The following is a 26,836-nucleotide window of genomic DNA, read 5'->3' on the forward strand; positions in this document are numbered from 1 at the left end:
GAGCCGTCCTTACCGCTCGCGGCGAAGCCGTGCGACGACGAACTCCCGATCGACCTTCGCCAGGAAGGGACCGAGCTTCGGCCCCTGGTCCTCGTCGAAGAAGAGCCGGTAGCCGGCGCCGAAGAAGTCGCCGATGTCGACGTCGTGGCGCTTTGCCGTCTCGTAGATCTCGCCCTGCAGGTCCTCGGGGTCGACGTCGTCGCCGGACTCGACGAAGTCGGCCAGTTCCTCGAGCGCCGACTCAGTGGCGGCGTCGAACTCGTGGTCGGGAATCGCCGAGCGCTTGAGTTCGTAGTCGAACTCGTTGCCCGTGCGTCGCGCCCAGTTGCGCGCGCGTTCGACCCGCGCGAGCGCGCCCTCGACGGCCCAGTCGGGTGCGTCGTCGGGGATGTGGCCCTCCTTGCGGGCGACTTCCTCGCGCAGGTCGGGGTCGTCGAACATCCCGAGCACCGCGGCGAAGGTGTAGGGCAGGCGGATTCGCTCTTCCCGGGGCTTCTCGACCAGCATCGGGTAGACGCGCTCGGCGAACGCCTGCTCGTCCTCGTCGGCCTCGATCTCGTCGAAGTAGATCGCCTCGAGGCGGTCGAACTCGTCGACCAGCTGGTCGAGCCGTTCGATGCTGAAGTCCCGCGCTTTCGTGGGGTCCTTCGCGAAGAAGTAGCGCAGGACCTCGGGCTCGAGCAGTTCGAGGACGTCCGAGACGAGGATAACGTTGCCCTCCGAGGAAGAGAAGGGCTCGCCCTCCAGCGTGAACCACTCGTAGACCATCGGGACGGGCGGCTCGATCTCGAGGACGTTGCGCGCGACGTCCTGACCGCTGGGCCACGATCCTTCGGCGTGGTCCTTGCCGAAGGGTTCGAAGTCGACGCCCAGCGTCTGCCACTGCGCGGGCCACTCGAACCGCCAGGGGAGCTTGCCCTCGCGCAGCGTTGCGGTGCCTTCGTGACCGCAACCTTCGATGGTGCGGTCGCCGGCGTCCATATCGGTACATTCGTACTCGACGGTCGGCGTGTCGCCCTCGAGATCGACGCCCGTCACCGTCTCGGTGATCTTGCCACAGTCCTCACAGATCGGGTTGAAGGGGACGTACTCCTCGTCGACCTTGTCCTGATACTTCGAGAGCACCTCGCGTGCGCGATCCTGGTGCTCGAGGACGAACTCCGTGACGTCCTCGAGATCGCCGCTCTCGTACAGGTCCGTGTTCGAGACGAGCTCGATCGGGACGTCCAGCGCGTCGGCGCTGTCCTGGATGATCGTCGAGAAGTGGTCGCCGTAGGAGTTACAGCAGCCGAACGGATCCGGAATGTCCGTGTAGGGCGACCCCAGGTTGCGCCCGAGCGCACCGGCGTCGACCTCGCCGAGATCGACGAGGTTGCCCTCGAGGTCACAGAGCGTGCGGGGGAGCTTCCGCAGCGGGTCGCGGTCGTCGGCGGTGAACACCTGCCGGACCTCGTGGCCGCGCTCGCGGAGGACTTCCGCGACGTAGTAGCCGCGCATGATCTCGTTGACGTTGCCCAGGTGGGGCACGCCCGATGGCGAAATGCCGCCCTTGATGACGATCGGTTCGTCGGGATCCTGAGCCTCTACGCGGTCCGCGACGACATCCGCCCAGAAGGCGTGTCGCGCGTCGTCGCCGTCCTCTTGCTGGAGGGTGTACGGACTGTACTCGTCGGGAACGGACGGCTCGAGGTCGGCGTCAGCGTCGGCGTCGGGTTCGTCCGCGCTCATCGTTCGCGTCCGGATTCGGGTTCGACCTCGTCGCTCGCCCAGTAGGTCGGCTCCTCACCTGCACCCTCCGGAACGATGTCGGTGCCGTCGTGTTCGCCGTAGCGGACGGCGCGAGCGATCCGGTCCGGATCGGTCCCGTCGAGGACGATCGTGCGCATCCCCGAGCGCTCGATGATCTTCGCCGCCAGCAGGTCGACCGGGGCCGACGAGCCGGCGTTCATCTCGAGGCCGGCGATGGCGTCGACGAGGTCGGTCGCCGAGAGGGTCTCGTACTTGGTCGCGTCGTCGTCCTCGTTCGGATCGGCGCTGTAGACGCCGGGGACGCTGGTCGCGTAGACGAGCAGGTCGGCGTCGATGTACTCCGCGAGCGCGGCGCCGACGGCGTCGGTCGTCTGGGCCGGCGCGACGCCGCCCATGATACAGACGTCGTCCCGGCGCAGCGCCTCGCTGGCCTCCTCGTAGTCCTCGGCCGGCGCCGCCACCGACTCCGAGCCCAGCGCGGCGATGAGCAGGCGCGCGTTGAGCCGCGTGACGTCGATCCCCAGCTGATCGAGTTCGATTTCGTTTGCCCCCAGATCGCGAGCGGCGCTGATGTACTCGCGCGCGACGCCGCCGCCCCCGACGACGGCACCGACGCGACAACCGTCCGCGACGAGGTCCTCGATGACGGCCGCGTGCTCGGCCACCCGATCCGCACCGGGCTCGGGAACCAGCACGCTACCGCCGATAGAGACGACCACTTTCATACTACCCCGGTGTAACGGGGTTGCTATCTTAAGGGTTGCCAACTGCACACTCGAGCGTTGGCCCGTCCCACGCTACGAGCGCTCACGGTCAGTGTTGCGCTCTCGGCCCGCCGGGTCGACTCGAGGCGGCTACGACTCGAGCGACAGGACCAGTGTTTCGCCATCGCGCTCGAACTCGGAGCCGAAGGGCTCGGATAGTTCACGCATCCGTTCTCGGGACCACGAAGCCGCGTCGGCGGTCGCCTCGTGGACGGCGCAGTTGTCGATCTCCGTCGGATAAAGTCGCAGTTCGGTCGGGTCCCCATCCGGGGTCACCGAGAGCACGAAGAGAAAGCTCCGATCGTTTCGCAACTCGTCGTCGACCGCGTAGTCGTCGACGAAATCGCCGGTGTCGTACAGGATCGGACAGCCGTCGTGCACTTCGATCCCCTGAAAGACGTGGGCGCTGTGGCCGTGGACGACGTCGACGCCCTGATCGACCAGCCAGCGACCGAACTCCCGAAACGCCGGCGGCGGCTCCGCGACCATGTTCGGGCCCCAGTGGAGGGACGCGACGAGCAGGTCCGGATCGGTCGCTCGCGCGCGCTCGAGTGCCTCCCGAGTCCGCTCGACGGTCGCCGCGTCGTCGACGTCGATTTCGATCCGCGCAGTTCCGGGAGACGTCTCGTCGGCCGCGTACTCCGGCGTGTTGTCGGTCAGCGAAACGACGGCGACGTCGAGCGCCTCCTCCTCACCGCCAACGCGTCGAACCGCCGGCTCGAGCGCGTCGTCGATCGTATCCCCCGCGCCCGCGTGGTCGATTCCGGCCTCGTCTAACCGCTCGAGGGTGTCCCGCAGCGCGACGTCCTCGTAGTCGAGCACGTGGTTGTTCGCGAGCGCGCAGATATCGACGCCGGCCGCCTCGAGGGCGGGCACCGCCCAGTTCGGATCCGCGCGGAAGTGAAACGGCCTGCGCGTACGAGACCACTTTCGGCCCCGCGTCGAGAGGACGCACTCGAGGTTGATCACGAGCGCATCGAGCGCTTGCAGCCGCTCGTGGACGGTCCCCCACACCGCGTCGATCGAGCGGTGTTGCTGGCGATCGTCGACGAGGCGACCGAGCATCACGTCGCCGGTGAACCCGATTCGGACGGTGCGTTCGTGATCGCCGTCGGCCATATCGACGGTTCGCGAGCCGTGCGCAAAACGGTCGGGGACCGTTTCACCTCGTCCGACTCGGATCGCTCTCGGCCGGCTCGATATCCGTTCGTCAGCGACAGCTACAAACCCCGACCCGTCCATATTTCGGGTATGCACGTACTCGGCATTCTCGACCGCGGGGCGGACGACGGGACCCTCGAGCGGGTCGTCGACCGAGTGGTCGATCAACTCTCCGCGCGCGGGCGAGTCGGCGTCGTCAGATACGACGCGACGATCGCCGACGGCACCCACGCCGCGCGAGAGACGGCGATCGGCGGCGACGTCACCTACGAACTCGGCGCCGACGGCGATTGGACCGCGACCGGAACGGGGCTGTCAGTACAGGGCGCGCTCGATCAACTGGCGACCGACTGCGAGTACGCCGTCGTCGTCGGCGTCTCGGACCTGCGGTATCCGGCGCTGGTCGTCGGCGACGACGCAGACGTTCCCGAAACCGCAGGCGACGTCATCGGGGCCATCGACGCGCCCACGGACATCGACGGCAGCCTCGTCGACGACCTCGAGGCCGCCGAACCCCACCGCACCCTCGAGTCGATCGTCGCCGACGTGAAACGGTCCCCGAAGGCAGATCGGTCGGGTGCGATCGCGACCTTCACCGGCCGCGTCCGCGCGAAAGACGACGAGGACGACGCGCGCACCCAGTACCTCGAGTTCGAGAAGTACGAAGGCGTGGCCGACCAGCGGATGGCCGCCATCGAATCGGAACTCGAGGCCCGCGACGGCGTGCTCGAGGTGGAACTCTACCACCGAACGGGCGTCGTGGAGGACGGCGAGGACATCGTCTACGTCGTCGTGCTCGCAGGCCACCGTGAGGAGGCGTTTCGGACCGTCGAAGACGGGATCAATCGGTTGAAGGACGAAGTCCCACTGTTCAAGAAAGAGGTTACAGTCGAGGACGAGTTTTGGGTGCACGACCGATCCTGAGACGATATATTAATGGGTATTTATATAGAAATTAATGACTGACGCGAGAAGGCGATTCTTAATCAATCGATAACGAGGCCGCAGCGATAATGAGTTAGAAGCGGTTATAAAATTTCTCGAGCTTTCTAAGCCGGCAGTAAAACGTATCGTAAATGAGAATAAAACGTTGCTTACACCCCAGATCGCTGAAGGCAATCGAAAATTCGCTAATCATCCGCCCTTTATAACATATTCCCTCCATAAGGCGTTGATGTCGATGAGCACGACAGCCCAACCCTCCACGGAAAGCAAAGAACGCCGCCTCAAACGCTACCTGCGCGAACGCGCAGAAGACGGAGAGCTGTACTTCAAAGGCAAGTTCATCGCAGACGAGGTCGGTATGTCCCCGAAAGAGATCGGCGCGCTGATGGTCAAGCTCTCGGAATCGGCCACCGACCTCGAGGTCGAGAAGTGGTCGTACACGAGCGCGACGACCTGGCGCGTCGAGACGGCGTAATGCCGATGCCATCGACGTACGCACCGACTGCCACCCTACCGACACGCTCCGCCCCCTGACCCACCTCACGTACGTGGATCGCTGCGCCACGCGACACACCACGCACACACGCCATACACTCCACGTGCCGGCGCGTCGTCGACGCCATCCGGCACACCCGCTCTGATCGAGCCCCGCTCGATCGGTTCCCGCGATCCGTTTTTTGCAGCCGATTCATCCGACCAGCGCTCGGACCGAATACGAGTCGATCGTATCGGACACCGGACGACGCCGACCGGGTTCTCCGAGGCAGTCGATTTATACGAACCGATGACGAACCACGAGTGATGGACGACGGCGACGCGTCCGGGTTGAAGCCGACCGAGGCGACCGGGCTGCTCGAGGACGGCCCACCGCGCGAACGAATCGAGTCAGTGTTCGCGATCTACGAGACGCGGGTCGAAGACGAGCAACTGATTTACTACGGTGATCCGCTGAAACCGCCCGAACAGCTCGTTCGAGAGCTGTGGCCGGTGTTCAGGGATTCGGGATACGACCTCGAGTTGACGACCCGCCACGGCGAGTACGTCCTCGTCGCCGAACCGACGAACATCGGCATCGACGGGGTTCCCTGGACGAACCTCGTCCTGCTCGGCCTGACGGTCATCTCGACGCTGTTCGCCGGGTCGATGTGGTACCACATCGATCCGATCGCCAATCCGGGCGAGATCTGGAAGGCCTGGCCGTTCACCGTCTCGATTCTGGGCGTGCTGGGTATCCACGAGATGGGCCACTACGTGATGAGTCGCTACCACAACGTCGACGCCTCCCTCCCGTATTTCATCCCGATCCCGACGCTCATCGGGACGATGGGCGCGGTCATCAAGATGAAAGGCCGGATCCCGAACCGGAAGGCGCTGTTCGACATCGGCGTCGCCGGCCCGCTGGCCGGCCTCGTCGCGACGGTGGTCGTCACCGTCATCGGCCTTCACTTACCCCCCGTGACCGCCCCCGAGACGGTGGTCCAGGATCCCAACGCCATTCAGATCCAACTGGGGTATCCGGCGCTGCTCGAGTGGCTGGCCGCGGCGTTCGATCAGCCGCTGTACCGAGACGATCCGGCGACGGCGGTGAACCCGGTCGTCATCGGCGGCTGGGTCGGGATGTTCATTACGTTCCTCAACCTGATCCCGGTCGGGCAACTCGACGGCGGTCACATCCTCCGGGCGATGGCCGGCGAGTACCAGGAATCGATCGCGGCGCTCGTGCCGGGTGTCCTCTTCGGCCTGGCAGCGTACCTCTACTACATCCTCGATTACAGCGGCAACTCGGTCGCGATCTGGGCGTTCTGGGGCGTCTTTACCGCGGTGCTGGCGTCGGTCGGGCCAGCACATCCCATCCGCGACGAGTCGCTGGGCGGCTGGCGGTTCGTCCTCGGGCTGGTCACGTTCGGCCTCGGACTGTTGTGTTTCATGGCGGTCCCGATCGCCATCATCGAGTAGCGAGTCGGACGGGGTTTCTCGAGCGAGTACAGTTGCCGTCCGCTATTCGCCGTGCGTGTAGCCCCGGTCAGCGAGCGGCTCTCCGTCGAGGGTAATCCCGTCCTCGGGATCGACAACGGAGCCGATCACCGAGATAGCAACACTCGTCTCCGACCGAACGGCCTCGAGCGCATCTTCGGGAATCGTCGCGACGAGTTCGAAGTCCTCGCCGAAGGTCGTCGCGTACTCGAGGGCCTCGCGCTCGCCGTCCGCAATGTCTCGCACCGCGTCCGCGATCGGAACCGCGTCCGAGTCGATCGCGAAGCCGCAGTCGCTGGCCTCCGCCAGTTGGTGCAGCGAGCGGGCGAGCCCGTCGCTCGAGTCCATCATCGCCGTCGCATGCGATGCGAAGGCGCGGCCGGCCTGCACGCGAGGCCCGAATCGGAACAATTCGTTCGCGCGTTCGCGCTGGGCGGCATCGTCCTCGCGGTCGGCGCGGCGGAACAGCTCGAGGCCGGCGGCGCTTCGGCCGAGCGTCCCGGTGACACAGACGAGGTCACCGGACTCTGCCCCACTCCGTTCGACCGGATCGTCCGTCCGCCCGATGGCCGTCGTCGCCACCGTAAACTCGGCGTGCTCGTCGAGGTCGCCGCCGACGTACTCGGCGTCGACGCGCTCGCAGACGTCCCGCGCGCCGCGCACGAACGCGAGCAGTTCGTCGCGGTCGAACTCGGGCACGGCGTAGGCGGCGACGGCGGCCGTGGCATCGGCGCCCATCGCCGCAACGTCCGACAGCGACGCGCCGACGGCCCGCCAGCCGGCCGTGTACCGCGTGGTGCCGTCGGGAAAGTCCGTCCGCTCGTGGAGCATGTCCGTGGTCACGACCAGTCCGTCGATGGCTGCCGCGTCGTCGCCGGCGGCCGCGAGTTCCCCCTCCAGCAGCGCCAGTGCGGCGCGTTCGTCCATACTCCCCGTTCATACTCGAGGACGAAAAACGGTCCGGGATGCGGTGACAGTGTGCGCGGAGCGGGGCGAGGTGGGGCCGCCGAGCGCCGCGATACGATGGTCTTAAATGCCGCGGACGGAAACCACAGCCCAATGGCTACGATGTACGACGTTCCGGCGGACGCCCTCATCGAGGCGCTCGCCGAGGACCTCGAGGAACGGCTCGACGAACCCGACTGGGCGCAGTTCGCAAAGACCGGCGTCGACCGCGAACTGCCCCCCGAACAGGAGGACTTCTGGGCGACCCGCGCGGCCAGCCTCCTGCGCAAGGTCGCCGACCGCGGTCCGGTCGGTGTCGAACGACTCGCGACCGAGTACGGCGGCGGTAAGCCCGGCTCGAACCGCTACCGCGTCGCGCCGGACAAGCGCGCCGACGGCTCGCGGAACCTGATCCGGACGATCCTCCAGCAGCTCGAGGAGGAAGACCTCGTCGAGACGGCCGAAGGTGAAGGGCGCCGCGTCACGCCCGAGGGCCAGAGTCTCCTCGACGACACCGCCGGCAACGTTCTCGAGGACCTCGACCGACCGGAACTCGAGCGCTACGCGTAAGCCGATTGCCGACTTTTCGCGCGAGCTACCCCCTCAGCGGCCGCTCTGGCGACCGTCGTCCGTAATCATTTTCCCGCCTGCAACGTAAAGTGCGGACATGAGCGAACGCCCAGACGACGACCGACTCGAGGAACTGCGAGAGCAGAAGATGGAGGAGCTACAGGAGCGGGCCGAATCGCAACAGGGCGGGGAGGCCCAGGAGGCCGCACAGCAGCAGGCCGAAGCCCAGAAGAAGGCGGTGCTGCGCAAGCACTTGACCGACGACGCCCGCAAGCGGCTCAACACGGTCAAGATGAGCAAGCCGCAGTTCGGCGAGCAAGTCGAGCGACAGGTCATTACGCTGGCCCGCAGCGGCCGCATTCAGGGCAAGATCGACGACGACAAGATGAAACAGCTGCTGAAGGAGCTGAAACCCGACTCCAAGAGCTTCGACATCCAGCGACGCTGATGGAGCTCGGACTGCTCTACAGCGCGGGCAAGGACTCGACGCTCGCGGCGCTTCTCCTCGAGGAGTTTTACGACGTCACCCTCGTCACGGGTCACTTCGGCATCAGCGACGACTGGCAACACGCCCGCGAGACCGCCGACTCGCTCGGCTTCGAGTTCGAGCGGCTCGAGCTCGATCCCGACGTCGCCCGCGAGGCCGTCGACGTCATGCTCGAGGACGGCTTCCCGCGAAACGGCATCCAGCGGGTCCACGAACACGCGCTCGAGCGGCTTGCGGCCGCGGAGTCAGGGTTCGACGCCGTCGCCGACGGCACCCGCCGGGACGACCGCGTGCCGACGATTTCGCGCGCCCAGGCCCAGAGCCTCGAGGATCGCCACGGCGTCGACTACGTCTCGCCGCTCTCGGGGTTCGGCCGCGGCGCGGTCGATCGGCTCGTCGACGCGACCCTCGAGGTGACGGTCGGCCCGAGCGAGGAGATCAGCCGGGCGGACTACGAGGCCGAACTGCGGACGCTGATCGCCGAGCGGGAGGGGCCCGCCGCGGTCGGCGACGTCTTCCCAGATCACGAGCAGACGTACGTGACCGGCGTTCGTCGGTAACTGGCGGCAGCTGATCGCCGCTCGAGGGAGACCGCCGTCGACGATGAAAGGATAGAAGTTCGCCGTCGGCGAACCAACTGCCATGTACGACGGGATCAAGGGCTTTCGCGATTTCTACCCCGGCGAGATGGCCGCCAGGCGCGAGACCATCGACACGCTGGAGGACACCGCCCGGCGGTACGGCTTCCGGGAGATCGGGACGCCCGCCCTAGAGCGCGCCGAGATGTGGACCGACAAGAGCGGCGACGACATCGTCGACGAACTGTACTCCTTCGAGGATCAGGGCGGTCGCCACGTGACGCTCACGCCCGAACTCACGCCGACGGTCGCCCGGATGGTCGTCGCCAAGCAACAGGAACTCTCGAAGCCGATCAAGTGGTTCTCGACGCGGCCGTTCTGGCGCTACGAGCAGGTTCAGCAGGGCCGCCAGCGCGAGTTCTACCAGACCAACGTCGACATCTTCGGCTCCTCGGAGCCCGAAGCCGACGCCGAAATTCTCGCGTGGGCCGCCGACGCCCTGACGAACCTCGGCCTCACCGGCGATCACTTCGAGTTCCGGATCTCCCACCGCGACATCCTCGGGGGCGTCCTCGAGACCTACGACGCCGATGTCGACGTCGACGACGCCATCCGCGCGGTCGACAAGTCGGGCAAACTCTCGACGGCCGAGTACCACGACCTGCTCGTCGAGGCCGGCCTCGACTACGACCAGGCCGCCGAGTTCGACGACCTGATCGCCGGCGGCGACTTGGAGGAGGTCAAGGCCTTCGCCGACACCGAGCGCGTCACCGCGGCCGTCGACAACCTCCAGAACGTGCTCGACGCGGCAGAGGACTTCGGCGCCCGCGACTACTGTACGATCTCACTCGAGACGGCCCGCGGGCTGGACTACTACACGGGCGTCGTCTTCGAGTGTTTCGACTCCGCCGGCGAGGTCTCGCGGTCGATCTTCGGCGGCGGCCGCTACGACGACCTGATCGAGCAGTTCGGCGGCCAGCCGACGCCCGCGGTCGGCGTCGCGCCCGGCCACGCGACGCTGTCGCTGCTCTGCCAGCGGGCGGGCGTCTGGCCTGAAGAGGAAGTGACGACCGACTACTACGTCCTCCAGATCGGGGACACGCGCCCGGAAGCGGCCCGCATCTCGCGGGCCCTGCGCGAGCGCGGCCACGTCGTCGAGACCGACGTCGCCGGCCGCTCGTTCGGCTCGCAGTTGAACTACGCCGACTCGATCAACGCCGAGACGGTCGTCATCGCCGGCGAGCAGGATCTGGAGAACGACGAGGTGACGATCAAGGACATGGAATCGGGCGACCAGACGCAGGTTCCGGTCGACGAGTTCCCCGGCAGCCACGAGCGACCGACGTACGACGACTTCGTCTGAACGAGGATCAACTGGACGACTTTCAACGCTGCTTATAAAACACCTCTATCGATTGGGACTCTTCCAGTCGGATTCCCGAACAACGGGAACTACGAGCGCTCTTAACCCCGATTAGCGCCAACGTGCTACTGTGAGGTGAACCCCAATGGCGACTAACGAAGCCACCATCAAGTGGCTCGGCAGACGGCAGGAGTTCGAGTACGCCGACGGCGTGGCGGGGTACACGTTGGTACTGATCCGACTCGTGGTCGGCTACTGGTTCCTCCACGCCGGGTGGACGAAGTTCGCGTTCGTCGCGGGCGAGCCGTTCGACGCGGCCGGCTACCTCGCGAACGCCGAAACGCCGATCGCGCCGCTGTTTGAACTCGTCGCTGGCACGCCGTGGCTGCTCGAGTTCACGAACGTGATGATCCCCCTCGGCGAGTTCCTCATCGGACTGGGGCTCATCCTCGGGGCGCTCGTGCGCTTGGCCGCCTTCTTCGGCGGCGTCCTGATGACGTTGTTCTACCTGGGCAACGCCGACTGGGCGCACGGCTACGTCAACGGGGACCTGCTCGGGCTCCTCATGTTCGTGCTCGTCGGCGTCTTCGCCGCGGGCCGGCTCCTCGGCGTGGACGCCTACCTCGAGGACACCGAGTTCGTGAAACAACGGCCGTGGCTGCGCTACCTCCTCGGCTAACCAGCCGGGGACGGCACCAAAATTGGAGTCGGTACTGAACGGTCGATGACGGCCGGCCTCCCACGCCGGTCACGACGTCACGACGTCACGACGTCACGACGGAACCGGTCGTCGTGGCCGGCGACGTCGACACTGATTTCGCGTCAGCAATTTCGTTTTCGGTCCGTTGTCCGATCGTCCTGCGCCGCTCGTTCGTTCGCGGCACGAGCGGACGCGTCCGCGGCCACGACCGAGTGACCGGTCTCGGCGTGGTGCTCGATCATCGCCCGATCGAGCACGGGCCGCTCGTCGCGGTCGTCGATCTCGTACGACCAGTCGCAGGTTTCGCAGTAGGCACGGGTCACGATACGTGACTGTCGTCCGGCGACTATCATCGATCGGATCGACATATTGCCGATTAATAGTTCCGGAATCCGACATCGACTCGAGGCGGTCGAAATCGACGACCGGGCGACCGACGGAGCGTCTCGAGATGACCGGCCCAAGCATGAGGGCGCCGCAGGGCCTATCGTTAACTTCGACGCCGGTGTACCTCACCCGATGGCCGACGGCGATACTCCTCCCCGTCCGAACGTGCTGTTCGTCCTCACCGATCAGGAGCGGTACGACTGCAGCGCCCCCGACGGCCCGCCAGTCGAGACGCCGACGATGGATCGCCTGTCGAGCGAGGGGATGCGTTTCGAGCGAGCGACGACGCCGATCAGCATCTGCACGAGCGCGCGGGCGTCGCTCATGACCGGCCGGTTCCCGCACGGCCACGGGATGCTCAACAATAGCCACGAGGCCGACGCGATCCAGCCGAATCTGCCGTCCGAGATGACGACCTTCTCCGAACTGCTCGCGGAGAGCGGCTACGACTGCAGTTACACCGGCAAGTGGCACGTCGGCCGCGACCAGACGCCCGAGGATTTCGGCTTCTCGTATCTCGGCGGCAGCGACAAACACCACGACGACATCGACGACGCCTTCCGCGAGTACCGCGAGCAGCGGGGCGTCCCGGTCGGCGAGGTCGATCTCGAGGAGGAGCTGTACACGGGTGACGATCCCCGCGACGGCAGCGAGGGGACGTTCGTCGCCGCGACGACGCCGATCGACGTCGAGGAGACCCGCTCGTACTTCCTCGCCGAGCGGACGATCGACGCGATCGAGCGCCACGCGGCGGGTGAAGGTGAGGACGACCGCGACGGCCCCTTCTTTCACCGCGCGGACTTCTACGGCCCCCACCACCCCTACGTCGTCCCCGAGCCGTACGCCTCGATGTACGATCCCGACGAGATCGAGCCGCCCGAAAGCTACGCCGAAACCTTCGACGGCAAACCGCAGGTCCACGAGAACTACCTCCACTACCGGGGCGCTGACGGCCTCGAGTGGGACCACTGGGCCGAAGCGACCGCGAAATACTGGGGGTTCGTCTCCCTGATCGACGACCAACTCGAGCGGATCCTCGAGGCGCTCGAGGAGCACGGCCTCGCGGATGAGACGGCCGTCGTCCACGCCGCAGACCACGGCGACTTCATCGGCAACCACCGGCAGTTCAACAAGGGACCGCTGATGTACGACGACACCTACCGGATTCCGCTGCAGATCCGCTGGCCCGGGGTCGCGGAGCCGGGGTCGGTCTGCGAGGCGCCCGTCCACCTGCACGATCTGGCTGCGACGTTCCTCGAGATGGGCAGCGTCGAGGTCCCAGAGGCGTTCGACGCGCGGACCCTCGTGCCGCTGCTCGAGAACGGCGGCGACCCTGCGGCAGCGTCCACTGACTGGCCCGAGTCGACGTTCGCCCAGTACCACGGCGACGAGTTCGGGCTCTACACCCAGCGGATGGTCCGCACCGAGCGGTACAAGTACGTCTACAACGGCCCTGACGTCGACGAAGTGTACGATCTCGAGGCCGATCCGGCGGAACTGCAGAACCTGATCGACCATCCCGCGTACGCGGACGTGCGCCGCGAGTTGCGCGAGCGACTCATCGAGTGGATGGAACGCACCGACGACCCGAACCAGGGGTGGGTACCGAACGTGCTCGAGCGCGCATCACGGAGCGAGGACTGACGGGCGAACCGGAGCGCGGAAGCGTACGTTTACGGTGCCCAAGCGGCTACTGCCGAACATGATTCGTACCGTCGACGCCACCGCACTCGAGCGGACGGGGGATGCGCAATGAGCGGGAGCAACCCGCGTCGCGGCTCGAACGCGGCGCCCGATCCCGAGGACCTCCGCGAGGAGGCCGCGGAGTACGAAACCATCGCCGAAGGACTCGAGGGTCTCGTCGCGGAGTTGCGGGACGAGCCGCTCAGGCAGACGCGCCTCGAAGGGCTGTTCGACGAGGCGACGACGAGCAATCCGAACATCTGGAACACCGTCACCGCCTTCATCGACGTCGAGGACGGCGAGGCGGTCGTCACCGACGAGAGCAAGCTCGCGGAAGGCAGTTGGGCTCCCGAGATCGTCGAGGGCTGCGACGCCATGGTCACGATCGATGTCCAGCGCGGGCTGATGCCGGACGACTTCAAGTACCTCGTCGGGAAGAAGCTCCAGGACGAGATCGACGCGTTCCGCCAGCAGGCTGCGCAGGCCCGACAGCGAGCGGCCGATCTCGAGAACGCGGACGAAGACGGCGCCGATGGCAGCGCCGACGCCGAACCGAACGGCGACGCGTAACGACAATCGAGCCGACGCCGGCGGTCGTCGACTCGCCCGGCGTCGGCGAACCGATCGCACCGTCACACCCTATCATTTTGGGATCACGCTCATACGCGGGAGCGATGAACAGTGGTGCATGTCCAGCGACGACCCGGCGCTCGAACAGGGCGAAACCGGGGACGAGACGAAGCAGTTCCTCGTGAAGTGCGAGTCCTGCTCGTTCGAACGGTCGACGGACGGGCGGGAGGAAGCGACGCGGCTCGGCAACGTCCACCACCGAGAGACGGGCCACGAGATCGTCGCCGTCGAGGTGCCGCCGTCGGTCGATCCGGAACCCGAGTAAGAGCGCGGTCAACGCGCCCGTCAACGGGGATCGAGAGCCGTCGCTGGAGCGTTCGTCGGTCGCGGTAACTCGGTAAGGGAGTTCGTTTCTCTGCGCAATTCAGTTAGCGTCGATCACTCGACGATCCGCACTCGTTCGCGTTCGAACCGTCCGCCGTCGCTCGAGTCGGCTTCAGTTTCGTTACTGTCTGTACCGTCGCTCTCGCCGCCTCCCGACTCCCCCGAGCGCCAGCGCCACGAGCCGACCGCGAACGGCTCGAGCGAGACGATCAGGTACGATCGATCGGGCCAGGTCGCCTGCGCGGCATCGGTCGCGCTGGGGCGCGGCGGCCCCTGGGGGTGGGAGTGGTAAAAGCCGACGATCTCCTCGCCGCGGTCCTCGAGTCGTTCGAAGATCGCGAGTTGCTCCTCGGGATCGATTCGGTACCGCGTTCGCGGCGTCTCGGCGACGTTTTCCGCGGGATACTGGGATCGCACGCGGCTCCGCCGGGGATCGAAGTCGCCGCCGAACACGCCACAGATCTCGTGCGGGCTGCCGTCGCGGACGCGCTCGAGAACGGCGTCGCGCACGGCTTCGGGGACGACCAGTTCGGGATCGTCGTCGGGCACGGCGTCGGTACCGGCGGCCGCGGCGTCGGGGTCGGGGTCGGGGTCGGACGTCACGGTTCTACGCGAGCGTCGGCGTCGGTATCGGCGCCGGTGTACGCCTCGAGTTCGTCGAACGGCACTGCCATCCGACCGGTTTCGGCGTCGGACGGGACGACCGACCGATCGAACAGGTCCGGCTGGACGATCGGCGCGAGCGTCTCGAGCGTGTCCACGAGCCGAGGGCCGGGCCGGTTGAGGTAGTGGTGGCCGTCCATCGCCCAGACGCGGCCCTCCTCGACGGCCGTCAGGTCCGTCCAGCCCTCGCGCTGGGTGAGGTCGGTCCGGTTGGCCGCGGTCTGCTCGAGGTCGAACCCGCAGGGGGCGACGACGATCAGTTCGGGATCGTACTCCCGAATCGCGTCCCACTCGCGGGGGCGCGATCGCTCCCCGACGTCGGCCAACCCGTACTCGCCGCCGGCCCATTCGACCAGTTCGGCCGTCCAGTGGCCCGCGATCATCGCGGGGTCGGTCCAGTCGAAAACGGCTACTCGAGGACGGTCCTCCGGCGCGAGGTCAACGGTCTGCTCCCGGACGCGGTCGATCCTGGCCTCGAGGTCGGCCCGAACCTCGCGAGCGCGCTCCTCCCGGCCCGTCGCGCGCCCGATCCGCTCGATGTCCTCGAGAACGTCGTCGACGCTGTGCGGATCGGTCGTCAGAATCTCCGGATCGGCCGAGATTTGTTCGACGGCGTCGGCGACGATCACCTCGTCGACCGCGCAGACGTCACAGATGCCCTGCGTGACGATCAGATCCGGATCGAGTTCCTCGAGCGTCTCGACGTCGACGTCGTAGACGCCGTCGGTTCCCTCGTCGGCGGTCGCCTCGAGCACTTGTTCGTCGATCTCGCTACTCGAGCCGTCGGCGTCGATCCGGGAGCGGGTGATGGCGGGTGCCGACGCGGCGTCGGGCGGGTAGTCGCACTCGTGGGAGACCCCGACGGGCTCGAGACCGAGCGCGGCGACGATCTCGGTCGCCGAGGGGAGCGTCGTGACGATTCGCATGGGAACGGCTACGCGGCGAACGGTGAAAAACGGCCGCCTCGAGCGGCCCGATCAGGGAGAGAATTACAGTTCGTCGCCGGTGTCGTACCCGTTCGCGTCGGCGTCGGACTCGTCAGCACCGCCGACGTCGTCGGTCGCATCCGTTTCGTCGAATCCGAACTCGTCGGTTGAGTCGGATGAGTCGGCCTCGAGCGCGGACCCGCCTGCGTCCTCGTCGAGATCGAACTCGTCGGTCTCGAGTTCCTCGCCGCCGACGTTGACCGCGCCGTCTTCGATTTCGATGACGACGCCGTCGTCGTCGGGGGAGGTGCCGAGCATTCGGTTGGCCGCCGACTCGACCTCGCGGTTGACCTCCCAGACGAACCGGAAAACCGCCTCGAGTTCGGTGCCGGCGGTCCGAAGTCCCTGTTGGGTTCTGGGGACGTCCTCGGGCGAGAGGGCGTTGAGACTGCGAGCGCCCTCCGGGTGGAGGTACTGGAGCGGGTGGTCGTTGGGCACCTCCTGCAGGTCGATCTCGAACGACCAGAGGTAGGGCAGCGCCTGCAGCGCGTACCCCTTCGGCTTCGGTGCTTTGCGGCCCGCGACGGAGAAGACGGTCGTCAGCGCCGTCGTTCCCGCGTCCGTGTCGTAGTAGACGCCCGGCAGTCCCGGTACTGAAACGCGCATACTCGAGTCGAGGGACTCACCGGGTGAGAGTGTCTCGCCGGCAGTCGCCGGCCGGCACTTATAGGCTCGAGCGCGGGACCGCGTACCGCTCAGAACCCGTCCGCGAACTTGTCCCGCCGGTTGATGTCGATCTCGCTGATGCTCGAGTGATCCTGACTCGCGGCGAATCGGATGGCGTCCGCAACCTCCGCGGGGTCGCTCGCCTCGTCCTCGTCGAACACCTCCGCGAACGTCGACCCGTCGGTGGTCTCGAACTCCGATCGGACCTCCGCGGGGTTGACGACCGTGACGCCGACGCCCTCGTCGCCGACCTGCGCCGCGACGCTCTTGGCGAACCCGCGGACCCACCACTTCGAGGCCGCGTAGACGGGGTTGAACGACCGGGGATACTGGCCCGCGAAGCTGCCGACGAAGATCAGGTGGCCGTTTCGCTTGCGGACGTGGGGGATCGCCGCCCGCGTGGCGTAGAAGACGCCGTCGACGTTGGTCTCCTGCATCGTCTCGTACGCCTCGGTCGAGAGGTCCTCGACGTCGCTACCTCGCGATAATCCCGCGTTGTTCACCAGCACGTCGATCCCGCCGAACGCGTCGACGGTCTCGTCGATCAGCGCGTCGACGTCGTCCTCCCCGCGGACGTTCGTCGGAACGACCAGCGTCTCGGCGCCGTGCTCGGCCTTGAGATCCTCGGCGATCTCGCGCAGCGGTTCCTCGCTTCTGGACGCGAGGACGACGTCGGCGCCGGCGGCCGCGAACGCGCGGCAGGTCGCCTCGCCGATGCCGGAACTCGCGCCGGTGACGATCGCAACGTCGTCCTCGAGTCGGTCGCTGTGTGCCATAGGCGATCCGTCTACCTCGAGGGGGTTCGGTGTTTCCCCGTCCTACCCCGCCCGCTCGCGCCGTAGCCATCCGCTGCCACCCCCGGGCTATTACGTCCTGACGGCCTATCGAGCGTATGGCCGATACTGATACCGATCCCGATCCCGACCCAGACGCCGACGACGGAACGACCCGTCCGTGTCACCGCCGCAACTGCGACGAGCCGGCGGCGTTCGTCGCTCTCGAGCGGTACCAGGAAGAGACCGGGAAGGGCGCGGTCGAGGCCGAGGCGGCGCTCTGTCACGACCACGCCGCCGAAGAGCATCCGACGAACCTCGACGGCGCGTACCCGGACTACGTCTTTCGCGTCGAGCCGCTTCCAGAGTCGGAGTCGGCGTTAGAGTTGGAGGCCGACGACACCTCGTAAGCGACCCGACTCGGGCGGTGTCCACCGACGAGGACGCGTCAGAAAATCGGTTGCAGTTCCAGTGGCGCTTCCGGTGTCGGACCCGCAGTCCGATCAGTAGCCCTCGAGGGCGTACAGGTCGCCGTACTTCCCTTCGACGTACTCGAGGAAGTGATCGGCCGTGAGTTCCTCGCCGGTCGCCTGCCGGATTAGCTCCTGGGTCTCGTACTGTTTGCCGTGCTGGTGGATGTTCTCGCGGAGCCAGCCGTTGAGCGCGTCGAAGTCGGCCTCGCGGACGTCGTCGTCGAGGTCGCCGAGTTCGTCCTCGGCGGCGGCGTAGAGTTGCGCGGCCAGCACCGAGCCCAGCGAGTAGGTCGGGAAGTAGCCGAAGGAGCCGTGCGACCAGTGGATGTCCTGCAGACAGCCCTCCGCGTCGGTCTCCGGGCGGACGCCCAGGTACTCCTCGTACTTGTCGTTCCAGGCCTCGGGGACGTCCTCGACCTCGAGATCGCCCGAGATGAGGTCGCGTTCGATCTCGAACCGGATGACGATGTGGAGGTGGTAGGTGAGTTCGTCCGCCTCGACGCGAATCAGGTTATCGTCGTAGACCTGATTGGCGGCCTCGTAGGCCTCCTCGGGCGTGACGTCCTCGAGTTCGGGGAACCGTTCGCGGGCGATCGGCAGGAAGTGCTCCCAGAAGGGCCGGGAACGGCCGACGTGGTTCTCCCAGAGCCGGGACTGGGACTCGTGAACCGAGAGGTCCCGCGCCTCGCCCAGCGGGGTGCCGTAGCCCTCGTCGGGGAGCCCGAGGGTGTAGTTTGCGTGGCCGAACTCGTGGATCGTCGAGGTGATCGAGCCCAGCAGGTCGTCCTCCTCGAAGCGGGTGGTCACGCGGGCGTCGAACTGCGTGCCCGAGGAGAACGGGTGCGGCGCCGTATCGAGGCGGCCGCGATCCCAGTCGTAGCCCAGCGAGTCCAGCACGTCCCGTGCCAGCGCCTCCTGATCGTCGTCGTCGAACTCGCCGGCGAAGGCGTCGGTCGTCAAGTCGGCGTCGCTCTCGTCGATCGCCTCGATCAGCGGGACGAGTTCGTCGCGCAGGTTCTCGAGCACTCGTTCTGCGGTCTCGAGGTCGATGTAGGGTTCGTACTCGGCGAACAGGACCTCGTAGGGGTCGGCGTCGGGATCGACGTGTTCGGCGTACTCGCGCTTGAGTTCGACCAGTTTCTCGAGAACGGGCGCGAACGTCTCGAAGTCGTCTTCCTCCTTGGCTTGCTTCCACTTGGGGTGGGCGTTGGCCGTCGTCTCGGAGATTTCCTCGACCAGTTCCTGCGGGACGCTGGTCTTGCGGTCGTACTGGCGGCGGATCTCGCGGACGACCGCCGCCCGTTCCTCGGAGAGGTCCGCAGACTCCAGTTCCTCGAGCAACTGGCCGGTCTCGTCGGCGGTCAGCAGTTCGTGGCTGATCGAGGACAGCGTCGAGAGCTGCTGTGCGCGGGCCGGCGTCCCCTCGTCGGGCATGACGACTTCCTGATCCCAGCGCAGGATGCCGGCGGCGTTGCCGACGTTTGAGATGCGCTGGACGCGCGATTCGAACTCGTCGAAGGTGTCAGTCCCCTCGCTCTCGCTCCGGGCCTGATCGGTTGCCATGGCCGGTGGTACACGAGGAACCGGTATCAACCTCGTGGTTCCGGGCAGTTTCGAGGGGGCTCGAGCCGGCCGTGTTCACCGACCGTAGCCGGCAGCCGAGCCGTCGCGTAAAATCACAGCGGAACGTGCAAGCCGTGAACTGTTCGTCCTCGCTGACGAATCGACGCGCATACGTATGGTCCTCGCATCAGCCGTCGTCTTCATCGCCAGCCTCCTCATCGGGGCGCTCGGCATCTACGTCGGCGCGCGCGTCATCGTCGGCGCAGCGGACTACGACCACGCGATCGTTACCGCGTTGATCGGGGCGATCGTCTGGGCGCTCGTCGGCTTCTTCATCGGCTGGATTCCGCTGTTGGGGCCGATTCTGGCGCTGCTCGCGTACATCGCGGTGATCAATCTCCGATACCCCGCCGGCTGGACCGCCGCGGCGATGATCGGCTTGGTCGCGTGGGTAACCGTGCTGGTGGCGCTGTACGTCCTCGCGGCGCTGGGCATCACCGGATTCAACGCGGTCGGCGTGCCGGGCCTCTAAGGAGCGAGCGGCGTTGGCTGCAGTCAGACCCAGAGCGTTATCCGATGCGACCCCGTCATTCGACACGATCGATGGGTTTCTTCGAGAATCTGGGTCGGAAAGTTGGAGAGTTTACGCACGAAGCGAAACAGGCGGCCGACGAGGACGCAGCTTACGCCTGTACGGACTGCGGCGAGCGCTTCTACACAGCCCGCGAGGAGTGTCCGGCGTGTGGCAGCGACGCGATCGTCGAGCGCCAAGCGAGTTCGACGGCCGAAGACGCTGATACCGACTCGAGCTCGAGTTCAGATTCAGGTTCAGAGTCGACTCCTGACCCGTCCGCAACCGACGACCCGAAGGACGGAGAGTCCACCGAGTAGCGGCCCGCCCGCTTATCGCGGCCAAGATTCGGCGACCTGCCGATAGGTCTCTTCACACCGCTCGAGCACGTCGATCGAGACGCTCTCGTCGGCAGTGTGGGCCTCGCCGGGCTCGGCCGCGCCGCAGATCACGCACTCCGTCCCGGCGGCCGAGAGCCACCCCGCGTCGGTCGCGTGGGGTTTCGTAACCAGTTCCGGCGAGCCGGCCTGTGCCGTATCCGCCGCCTCGAGTACGGTGTCTGCGAACGCGCGGTCGTCACAGCGCATCGGCGGTAGGTCCTGATCGACCGTCCACTCGACGCCGTCGACGTCTTCGACGCGCTCGAGGGCGGCCCGCTCGCCGGGCACCGTCCGCTCGTCGATCGTCACCTCGCAGCGGGCGGGGACGACGTTCCACGCCGTGCCGCCTTCGATCTCGGTGACGACGACGCTGCCCGCGAGCGTCTCGCCCGCCACGTCGACGGCCGGCGGCTCGAGGTCGCGGACGATATCGACGGCGTCGGTCGCGCGGTAGACGGCGTTCTCGCCCGCGTCGGCTTCGCTCGCGTGGGCCGCGGTGCCGCGTGCGGTGATCGTGCTGGCGCGGCGGCCCTTGTGCGCGACGGCGACGTCCGTCGTACCCGGGCTCGAGTAGCCGGTCGAGCCCTCCCCGACGACGGCGTAGTCGGGGGCGAACCCCTGGTCGATGGCGTGGCGCGCGCCGACGCCGCCGATCTCCTCGCCGACGAAACTCGCGAAGACGAGTTCACCGGTCGGGTCAGCATCGCGGAAGGCGAGCATGGCTGCCGCGACGGCTCCCTTCATGTCGGCCGTCCCGCGGCCGTAGAGGCGACCGTCGCGCTCCTCGACGGCGTACTCGCGGTCCGTCTCGAGTTGCGAATCGTCGGGCTCGACGACGTCGTGGTGGCCGACCAGCGCGACCGACCGGTCTCCCGCGCCCTTGCGGGCGATCACGTTGCCGACCGCGTCTCGAGTGACGTCGGCCGCGGTTTCACGGCGGAGCCAGGCCTCGATGTCGTCGCCGACGGCGGTTTCGTCCTCGTGGCTCGGCACGGCGACCAGTTCGCGGGTCAGTTCGGCGACCGTCCCAGTCATGACGTGGTGTGAACGAGGCGGCCCACCCCTGTGAGTGCGTCGATACAGCCGATCGAGGCCAGTAATGCTAATTAGGTAGCCCGTGAGACATTATCCGAAACTGATGGCAGTGAGACGGGATGGGGCAGACGGTCCGAATAGCGAGGAAACGCCGCCGCGAGCGTCCGGTCTCGCCGCCGAGTACGTACGACTCGACCGCCGATGACCGGAACGCACGCGAACCCACACGTGCGGAGCCAGCGACGGTCCGTTACGGCGGCCACGGGGGCTACTATCACGACCGCGGCGGCCACGACGACTGCGGAGGTGCACCGATGAGCGTTCCGTGCGAGGAACCAACCGCCGTCGTCGGCGTCGGTGAGTCGGTACGGTCGGCTCGCGCCCGGGAAGCGCTGCTCGAGGGAATCGCAACGGACCTCATCGTCGTCGATACGCCTGCGGACGCGCTCGAGTGCCTCGAGGACCGCGACGACGTCGGCTGTGTCGTCACCGCCCGCTCCCTGTCGGGGACAGACGCGACGGGCCTCGAGTGCTGCCGCGCGGTCCGCGAGTACAGCGTGGACCTGCCGGTCGTGTTCTACGTCGCAGAGGACGCGCCCGATCCCGACGCCGTTCGGCGGGCGCTCAACGCCGGCGCGGCCGGCTATTATACGGGAGCAGATCCGCTCGCGGAACTCCGGGACGCCGTCGACGACGCGATCGAGACCTACGACCGGCGTCGGGTGGCCGCCGCCGAGAGCGACGCGTTCACCACCGTGCTCGAGGATCTCGGCGTGAATATCTACGTCAAGGACGACCAGGCTCGGTACCTCCGCGCGGCGAACGTCCCCGACAGCGCGGACGCGGCCGACTCGCTCGGAAAGACGGACCTCGACGTTTACGGCGATAACGACCCCGAAACCGCCCGCGCGGCTTACGAGGACGACCTGCGAGTGATCGAAACTGGCGAACCGATCTACGAGAAGGACGAACGGTACGGCACCGACAGGACCGCCCACGTGGTGCGAACGACGAAGGTCCCGTGGACCGACGACGACGGGACGACGAAGGGGCTCGTCGGCATCACGTTCGACATCACCGCACTCAAACATCAAGCAACGGAACTCGAGGCGCTTCGCGACCGGTTCGACCGGTTCGCGTCGAACGTTCGCCACGAACTCAAGAACCCGCTGCAGGTCGCGAGCGGCCACCTCGAACTCGGCCGCAAAACCGGCGACGGGGAGTCTCTCGCACACGCGGCGACGGCGCTCGAGCGGATCGAGGAGGTTCTGAACGACCTGGAATCCATCGCGACGGACGAGGCCGGCGACCCGGCCGAGCGGACCCGCACGCTCGAGGACCTCGTCGAGGACGTCTGGACCGTCCTTCGAACCGACGCGGCGACGCTGGAAAACGAGTTCCCGCCGTCGGCTCGAACGGCGACCGGAACGGAGACGCTGCGCCCGGTCTTCGAGAACCTGTTCAAGAACGCGCTGACCCACGGCGAACCCGACGTCACCGTTCGCATCGGGCCGCTCGAGGACGGGTTCTACGTCGAGGATACGGGCCCCGGCATCCCGGAATCCGAACGCGAGGCCGTCCTCGAGGCCGGCTACACCACCGCGTCGGAGGGAGACGGGATGGGCCTCACGCTCGTCGCGGACGTCTGCAACCAGCGGGGCTGGACCCTCGAGATCGGCCGCAGTCCGGAAGGCGGCGCCCGGTTCGAGATCACGAACTGTCCGCTGATCCGGGAGCCGACAGCTGACGACCGTGAAGACGTCCGCAAGGATCCAGGGCTCGGGCTCGATGCGGAAACTGCCGTCGGCACCTTGGAGGGAGACTGTGGCGCCGAGTACGATCCGGCGCGGAACCGGTGGGCCGTCACCGCCGACGGCGCCAACATCTGGCGCCACTGGAACGACTTTTATTTCGTCCACACGGTCGTCGAGGGGCCGGTTAGCATCCGCGCTCGCGTCGTCGACATCGAGGGCGTCGATCCGTTCAGCAAGGCGGGCGTGATGGTCAGGGACGAGCTCACGGAGGACGCATCGTACGGCTACGTCGGCGCCACGCCGGGCTTTGGCACGGAGATGCTCTGGCGTACCCGCCGCGGGGAGGAGGGGATCAGCCAGCAACTCAGGGAAGCCGAGCGCTCGGAGTGGTTCCGCGTCGATCTGCTCGAGGGAACCGCGACGTGTTTCGTCTCGCAGGACGGGCAGCGGTGGGTGCCGATCGATCAGCGCCCGATCGACCGGACGGGGCCGGTCTACGCCGGGCTGGCCGTCTGCAGCGTCGTCGCGGGTCATCCGTGTACGGCGCAGTTCGAGGACGTTTCGGTCGTCGACCTCGCAGTCGAGTCGGCGGACGACTGAGGAGGGGAGTGTGAATGTTCGAGTGGCCGCTTGCTGCGCTGGACGGCCGGCAACCAGTAGCGCGCCGAAAACGGAGTCCCCCGAGCGTCAGCGGACCAATTCGAATGGACGATCTCGCTGGCCGTGTCGCTCTCGACGAAGCTCGAGGGTGGCGTTCGAGCCGGGCGGTCTCGAACGCCGGTCGCTGTCAGAGGCACGCGACAACCACCGACATGCGGTCGGTGACCGCTGGATCGTGGTGTCGACGAGTGGCGCCTACCGCGGCGCAAGCCAGAGTTTGCCGAAGACGGCCCTTACCTTATCGAATGAACGGGCGTTCAACGGCTGTATCTCGACCGGGAATCGAACACGACGCGAACGTGCCTGCGTTCCGGACCGGCAGCGACCGGGGCGGATATCGCGGAGTGGCAGCTGTCGCAGATTGGTTACTTCCCTCACATAACCAGAAGCAATAATACCCTGTGTATACCAGACCGTACCCAATGGGTTACGACTGGGGGAAACAGCTGTTCTCGTCCCCGCACCGACTCGAGGTGCTTCGAGAACTCCGGGCGGCCCCCGCGGACACGCAGACACTCACCGACGCGCTTTCGATCTCGCGGGTGACCGTCCAGCGCCACCTGAACCGGTGTTGCGAGCTCGGGTGGATTCACAAAGTCGACGGGCGCTACGAGCTTACCCCGCTCGGCGACCGCGTCTGTGAAGCGACGGCGACGTATCTCGATCGACTCGACGTCCTCGAGTCGCACGCGGACGTGATCGACGGGCTCGCGGCCATCGACGACGGGTTCGATCCGCTCGTGCTGACCGAGGCGACCGTTTCGGTCGCCGAATCGAACAACCCACACGAGCCGATCAGCCACTACCGACGCGCGATGAGCGAGGCGACGACCGACGAAATTCGCGGGATTCTGCCCGTCTTCAGCGAACTGCTCATCGAAGTTCACCGCGACCTCCTCGAGGCGGGCGTCGAGACGGAACTGCTTACGCCGCAGTCGGTGCTCGAGGCGGCACCGCCGCCGGACCAGCCGGTGGCTGGGGGTCAGTTCACGCTCTACGTGCACGAGGAACCGCTCGAGTTCGGCGTGACGCTGACCGACGAGCGGGCGTTCGTCGGCCTCTACGACGACGGCGCGTTCGTCGCGTGTATCGAGAGCGACGAGGCGGCGTTTCGCGACTGGGTCGTCGACGTCTACGAGGGACATCGCAGCCGGGCGCGTCAGGTCGGCATCGAAGCCACCGGCGCCAGGGACGGGGACGGGGACGGGAGCGCTGCTAACGGCCTCGATAGCGACAGCGGCTGAACTCGACGGCGTCGTCGATAGTGCCTCGGACGGTGGTGGCCGACCGCGCACCGCCCTCAATGCGACCGGCTCGAGACGGTTACGCGAGTTGTTCGTAAACCGGCGGCTCTCGCGAATGTTCTTCCTCGGTGAGCCGTGCGACCGCCTCGCGGACCGTTTGCAGGCTCGCGGTCTGTTCCTGGCTTGCCGCCGCCAACGATTCTGCTGTCTCGGCGAGGCGATCCGCCGTCTCAGAGAGGTCGTCGACCTGATCGGCCGTCGCCTCAACGCTCCGGGCCTGCCGTTCGGTCGCCGCTGCAACGTCGTCGATGCCCGTAGCGGTCGTTTCTGCAGCGTCGTGGATTGCCTCGAGCGAGTCGACGGTATCTCGGATCGCATCCGCACCGGTATCGACGCGGTCGGCTGCCTGCTCGGTCGCTTCGACCGTTGTCACTGCATCCTCGCGAATGGCCTCGACGGCGTCTTCGATGTCTGCGATGTCTGTCTTGGTCCGCTCGGCGAACGAGCGCACCTCGTTGGCGATCACGACAAGCGTCTGTTCTTCGGCTCCGGACCGCGAGGATTCGATCTTCGCGTTCGTCGCGAGCATCGTTGTTCGGTCGGCGAGATCGTCGAGTCGCTCGAGAATCGCGTCGATCTCCTCAGTTCGTGTCGCGAGATCATCGGCTGCTGACGCCGCCCGTTCGGTCGCCGACTCGATCGCCTCAAGGTCCGACAGCGCATCGTCGGCGGCATCGACACCGTCGGCCGCGAGCCGTTCGGTGCGGTCGCTCTCGGCACTGACGTCATCCGCTGCACTGGCAATCTCCTCGACGGCGGCGCTAATTTCGTCGAGATCCCCACCGGCATGGGTGACTGCGGTCGCTTGCTCGTCGCCGTACTGGCTGATCGCTTCCGCCTGCTCCGCGACTGCCTCGCTGGCCTCGTGGAGTTCGTCAAGGGGACGCTGTACGTCTTTGTCTACCTGCTGCTCAAGCCGGTGTCGCCGGTCGATCGACCGCTCGAGACGCTGTGCATACGAGTCGACGTAGGTCTCCACGGCGATCTGCGTATCGAGATTGATGATCCGGAGCAGCGCGAGGATATCCTGCATGCCGTCGTCGATCGCATCCCTGAGCGTCGATTCGAACGACGCGTCAAGGGCCGGGTCGTCGGCTGCCGAGCCAGCTCCAAAGCCCAACGCGTCGGCGAGGCCTTCAAGACCACGTCCCGTCTCGTCGTCACGGTCCGTCGCCCACTCCTCGACAGCGTCGACGACCTGCTGCTGGATTCGTTCGTTGAGTCGATCCAGCAGTAGCTCGTAGTAGACGCCGTACTGGCCGACGTAGTGTTTCAGCGGCATATCGAGCAGTTCGTGAAGTTTGCCGATCCGAGCGCGGTTCGCGAAGTAGTCGCGGTCGTACTCACCGGTCGCTAGCGAGACGAGATAGGCACTCTGGGTCTCTTTCAGCGCGTCGATCCCCTTCGGTGACCAATCGATAACGGCTCGCGTCTGGTCATACGTGAGCAATTTGTCGTAGAAGTCGTCGGCGATCTCGTTCTTGTTATCGCGCAACAGTGGCTCGAGGTCGGCGAGCCGCTTTGCGTCCGCCTCGTCGAAACCGATGAAATCCTTTCGCCAGGCAATCTCCGATTCGTCGAGACCGAGGTCGGCGACGAGTTCGTCGACATCGACGAACCCGTTCAGTCCGCCACGTCCGAACGTCTCGTCGGGATCCATGGCCAGAACATGTTCGATCTGTCACTTAAGTCGTTAATCCAGTTCTCGAACGGTAGGAATTCTCGATGACGGCGAACGATCGCGGTCG

General features: G+C 66.6%; 28 protein-coding genes. 16 read left to right on the plus strand and 12 right to left on the minus strand.

What is annotated here, in order from left to right:
• Positions 1-9: 9 nt before the first annotated feature.
• The 3 genes from lysS to ATJ93_RS13480 all read right to left on the minus strand — a co-directional run bounded on the left by lysS (position 10) and on the right by ATJ93_RS13480 (position 3,632).
• Positions 10-1,728, minus strand: coding sequence for a lysine--tRNA ligase (gene lysS, locus ATJ93_RS13470; RefSeq protein WP_120245123.1), 1,719 nt, complete (start codon positions 1,726-1,728; stop codon positions 10-12).
• Positions 1,725-2,474 carry a UMP kinase gene (gene pyrH / locus ATJ93_RS13475; RefSeq protein WP_120245124.1) on the minus strand — a complete coding sequence of 250 codons (750 nt, stop codon included), beginning with the start codon at positions 2,472-2,474 and terminating at the stop codon, positions 1,725-1,727. The genes lysS and pyrH overlap by 4 nt, the downstream gene beginning before the upstream one ends.
• Positions 2,475-2,603: 129 nt before the next feature.
• Positions 2,604-3,632 carry a CapA family protein gene (locus tag ATJ93_RS13480; protein WP_120245125.1) on the minus strand — a complete coding sequence of 343 codons (1,029 nt, stop codon included), beginning with the start codon at positions 3,630-3,632 and terminating at the stop codon, positions 2,604-2,606.
• A 132-nt stretch (positions 3,633-3,764) separates the two neighbouring features.
• On the opposite strand from ATJ93_RS13480, the gene ATJ93_RS13485 reads away from it, so the two are divergent.
• From ATJ93_RS13485 to ATJ93_RS13495, 3 genes are all read left to right on the plus strand, one after another.
• Positions 3,765-4,598 (plus strand): molybdopterin synthase, encoded by an 834-nt coding sequence (locus ATJ93_RS13485; RefSeq protein WP_120245282.1) that lies wholly within the window; start codon positions 3,765-3,767, stop codon positions 4,596-4,598.
• 250 nt (positions 4,599-4,848) lie between these two features.
• Positions 4,849-5,094, plus strand: a complete 246-nt coding sequence (locus ATJ93_RS13490; RefSeq protein ID WP_120245126.1) for a DUF7123 family protein — start codon at positions 4,849-4,851, stop codon at positions 5,092-5,094.
• Between the two features lie 326 nt (positions 5,095-5,420).
• Positions 5,421-6,575 (plus strand): site-2 protease family protein, encoded by a 1,155-nt coding sequence (locus tag ATJ93_RS13495; protein WP_120245127.1) that lies wholly within the window; start codon positions 5,421-5,423, stop codon positions 6,573-6,575.
• Positions 6,576-6,617: 42 nt separating this feature from the next.
• Here ATJ93_RS13495 and thiL read toward each other — a convergent pair whose 3' ends face one another.
• Positions 6,618-7,520: a thiamine-phosphate kinase gene (gene thiL / locus ATJ93_RS13500; RefSeq protein WP_120245128.1), complete on the minus strand. Its 903-nt coding sequence runs from the start codon at positions 7,518-7,520 to the stop codon at positions 6,618-6,620.
• A gap of 132 nt (positions 7,521-7,652) precedes the next feature.
• Between thiL and ATJ93_RS13505 the strand changes: the two genes are divergently transcribed.
• From ATJ93_RS13505 to ATJ93_RS13525, 5 genes are all read left to right on the plus strand, one after another.
• The gene (locus ATJ93_RS13505; protein WP_120245129.1) at positions 7,653-8,108 is read left to right on the plus strand and encodes a 30S ribosomal protein S19e; all 456 of its coding nucleotides are present in this window, start codon (positions 7,653-7,655) and stop codon (positions 8,106-8,108) included.
• A gap of 97 nt (positions 8,109-8,205) precedes the next feature.
• Positions 8,206-8,556: a DNA-binding protein gene (locus ATJ93_RS13510; protein ID WP_013880964.1), complete on the plus strand. Its 351-nt coding sequence runs from the start codon at positions 8,206-8,208 to the stop codon at positions 8,554-8,556.
• On the plus strand, positions 8,556-9,155 hold the full coding sequence (locus tag ATJ93_RS13515) for a DUF7411 family protein (protein WP_120245130.1): 600 nt from the start codon (positions 8,556-8,558) through the stop codon (positions 9,153-9,155). Before ATJ93_RS13510 ends, ATJ93_RS13515 begins: the two co-directional genes overlap by 1 nt.
• Positions 9,156-9,237: 82 nt before the next feature.
• Positions 9,238-10,536 carry a histidine--tRNA ligase gene (gene hisS / locus ATJ93_RS13520; protein WP_120245131.1) on the plus strand — a complete coding sequence of 433 codons (1,299 nt, stop codon included), beginning with the start codon at positions 9,238-9,240 and terminating at the stop codon, positions 10,534-10,536.
• A gap of 145 nt (positions 10,537-10,681) precedes the next feature.
• Positions 10,682-11,215, plus strand: coding sequence for a DoxX family protein (locus ATJ93_RS13525; RefSeq protein WP_120245132.1), 534 nt, complete (start codon positions 10,682-10,684; stop codon positions 11,213-11,215).
• Positions 11,216-11,358: 143 nt separating this feature from the next.
• Here the strand turns inward: ATJ93_RS13525 and ATJ93_RS13530 are convergent, their stop codons facing one another.
• Positions 11,359-11,559, minus strand: coding sequence for a hypothetical protein (locus ATJ93_RS13530; protein WP_147376656.1), 201 nt, complete (start codon positions 11,557-11,559; stop codon positions 11,359-11,361).
• Between the two features lie 196 nt (positions 11,560-11,755).
• Here ATJ93_RS13530 and ATJ93_RS13535 point away from each other — a divergent pair, with 196 nt between their 5' ends.
• From ATJ93_RS13535 to ATJ93_RS13545, 3 genes are all read left to right on the plus strand, one after another.
• Complete coding sequence (locus ATJ93_RS13535; RefSeq protein ID WP_120245134.1) at positions 11,756-13,267, plus strand: sulfatase-like hydrolase/transferase; 1,512 nt, start codon at positions 11,756-11,758, stop codon at positions 13,265-13,267.
• Positions 13,268-13,375: 108 nt separating this feature from the next.
• Positions 13,376-13,876: a hypothetical protein gene (locus tag ATJ93_RS13540; RefSeq protein ID WP_120245135.1), complete on the plus strand. Its 501-nt coding sequence runs from the start codon at positions 13,376-13,378 to the stop codon at positions 13,874-13,876.
• 118 nt (positions 13,877-13,994) lie between these two features.
• Positions 13,995-14,201 carry a hypothetical protein gene (locus tag ATJ93_RS13545; protein WP_120245283.1) on the plus strand — a complete coding sequence of 69 codons (207 nt, stop codon included), beginning with the start codon at positions 13,995-13,997 and terminating at the stop codon, positions 14,199-14,201.
• A gap of 113 nt (positions 14,202-14,314) precedes the next feature.
• On the opposite strand, the gene ATJ93_RS13550 is transcribed toward ATJ93_RS13545, so the two are convergent.
• From ATJ93_RS13550 to ATJ93_RS13565, 4 genes are all read right to left on the minus strand, one after another.
• A complete protein-coding gene (locus ATJ93_RS13550) occupies positions 14,315-14,809 on the minus strand; it encodes a desampylase (protein WP_120245284.1) in 495 nt (164 codons plus the stop codon).
• Between the two features lie 50 nt (positions 14,810-14,859).
• The gene (locus ATJ93_RS13555) at positions 14,860-15,849 is read right to left on the minus strand and encodes a cobalamin-binding protein (protein ID WP_120245136.1); all 990 of its coding nucleotides are present in this window, start codon (positions 15,847-15,849) and stop codon (positions 14,860-14,862) included.
• 63 nt (positions 15,850-15,912) lie between these two features.
• Positions 15,913-16,515, minus strand: a complete 603-nt coding sequence (locus tag ATJ93_RS13560) for a hypothetical protein (RefSeq protein ID WP_120245137.1) — start codon at positions 16,513-16,515, stop codon at positions 15,913-15,915.
• 89 nt (positions 16,516-16,604) lie between these two features.
• On the minus strand, positions 16,605-17,351 hold the full coding sequence (locus tag ATJ93_RS13565) for an SDR family oxidoreductase (protein WP_120245138.1): 747 nt from the start codon (positions 17,349-17,351) through the stop codon (positions 16,605-16,607).
• A 116-nt stretch (positions 17,352-17,467) separates the two neighbouring features.
• Here ATJ93_RS13565 and ATJ93_RS13570 point away from each other — a divergent pair, with 116 nt between their 5' ends.
• Positions 17,468-17,758: a hypothetical protein gene (locus tag ATJ93_RS13570; protein WP_120245139.1), complete on the plus strand. Its 291-nt coding sequence runs from the start codon at positions 17,468-17,470 to the stop codon at positions 17,756-17,758.
• Between the two features lie 93 nt (positions 17,759-17,851).
• On the opposite strand, the gene ATJ93_RS13575 is transcribed toward ATJ93_RS13570, so the two are convergent.
• Entirely contained in the window at positions 17,852-19,384 is a 1,533-nt protein-coding gene (locus ATJ93_RS13575; protein WP_120245140.1) for a carboxypeptidase M32, read from the minus strand.
• Positions 19,385-19,559: 175 nt separating this feature from the next.
• Here ATJ93_RS13575 and ATJ93_RS13580 point away from each other — a divergent pair, with 175 nt between their 5' ends.
• Complete coding sequence (locus ATJ93_RS13580; protein ID WP_120245141.1) at positions 19,560-19,916, plus strand: hypothetical protein; 357 nt, start codon at positions 19,560-19,562, stop codon at positions 19,914-19,916.
• A 71-nt stretch (positions 19,917-19,987) separates the two neighbouring features.
• The gene (locus ATJ93_RS13585; RefSeq protein ID WP_120245142.1) at positions 19,988-20,275 is read left to right on the plus strand and encodes a zinc ribbon domain-containing protein; all 288 of its coding nucleotides are present in this window, start codon (positions 19,988-19,990) and stop codon (positions 20,273-20,275) included.
• Between the two features lie 12 nt (positions 20,276-20,287).
• Here ATJ93_RS13585 and ATJ93_RS13590 read toward each other — a convergent pair whose 3' ends face one another.
• Positions 20,288-21,370 carry a M20 family metallopeptidase gene (locus tag ATJ93_RS13590; protein ID WP_120245143.1) on the minus strand — a complete coding sequence of 361 codons (1,083 nt, stop codon included), beginning with the start codon at positions 21,368-21,370 and terminating at the stop codon, positions 20,288-20,290.
• A gap of 314 nt (positions 21,371-21,684) precedes the next feature.
• Here ATJ93_RS13590 and ATJ93_RS13595 point away from each other — a divergent pair, with 314 nt between their 5' ends.
• Both ATJ93_RS13595 and ATJ93_RS13600 read left to right on the plus strand, forming a co-directional pair.
• On the plus strand, positions 21,685-23,724 hold the full coding sequence (locus ATJ93_RS13595; RefSeq protein WP_170155572.1) for an ATP-binding protein: 2,040 nt from the start codon (positions 21,685-21,687) through the stop codon (positions 23,722-23,724).
• A gap of 482 nt (positions 23,725-24,206) precedes the next feature.
• Positions 24,207-25,028 carry a helix-turn-helix transcriptional regulator gene (locus tag ATJ93_RS13600; protein WP_120245145.1) on the plus strand — a complete coding sequence of 274 codons (822 nt, stop codon included), beginning with the start codon at positions 24,207-24,209 and terminating at the stop codon, positions 25,026-25,028.
• A gap of 79 nt (positions 25,029-25,107) precedes the next feature.
• Here ATJ93_RS13600 and ATJ93_RS13605 read toward each other — a convergent pair whose 3' ends face one another.
• On the minus strand, positions 25,108-26,748 hold the full coding sequence (locus ATJ93_RS13605) for a globin-coupled sensor protein (RefSeq protein WP_120245146.1): 1,641 nt from the start codon (positions 26,746-26,748) through the stop codon (positions 25,108-25,110).
• Positions 26,749-26,836: the final 88 nt, after the last annotated feature.

The organism is Halopiger aswanensis, assembly GCF_003610195.1.
Taxonomy (GTDB): domain Archaea; phylum Halobacteriota; class Halobacteria; order Halobacteriales; family Natrialbaceae; genus Halopiger; species Halopiger aswanensis.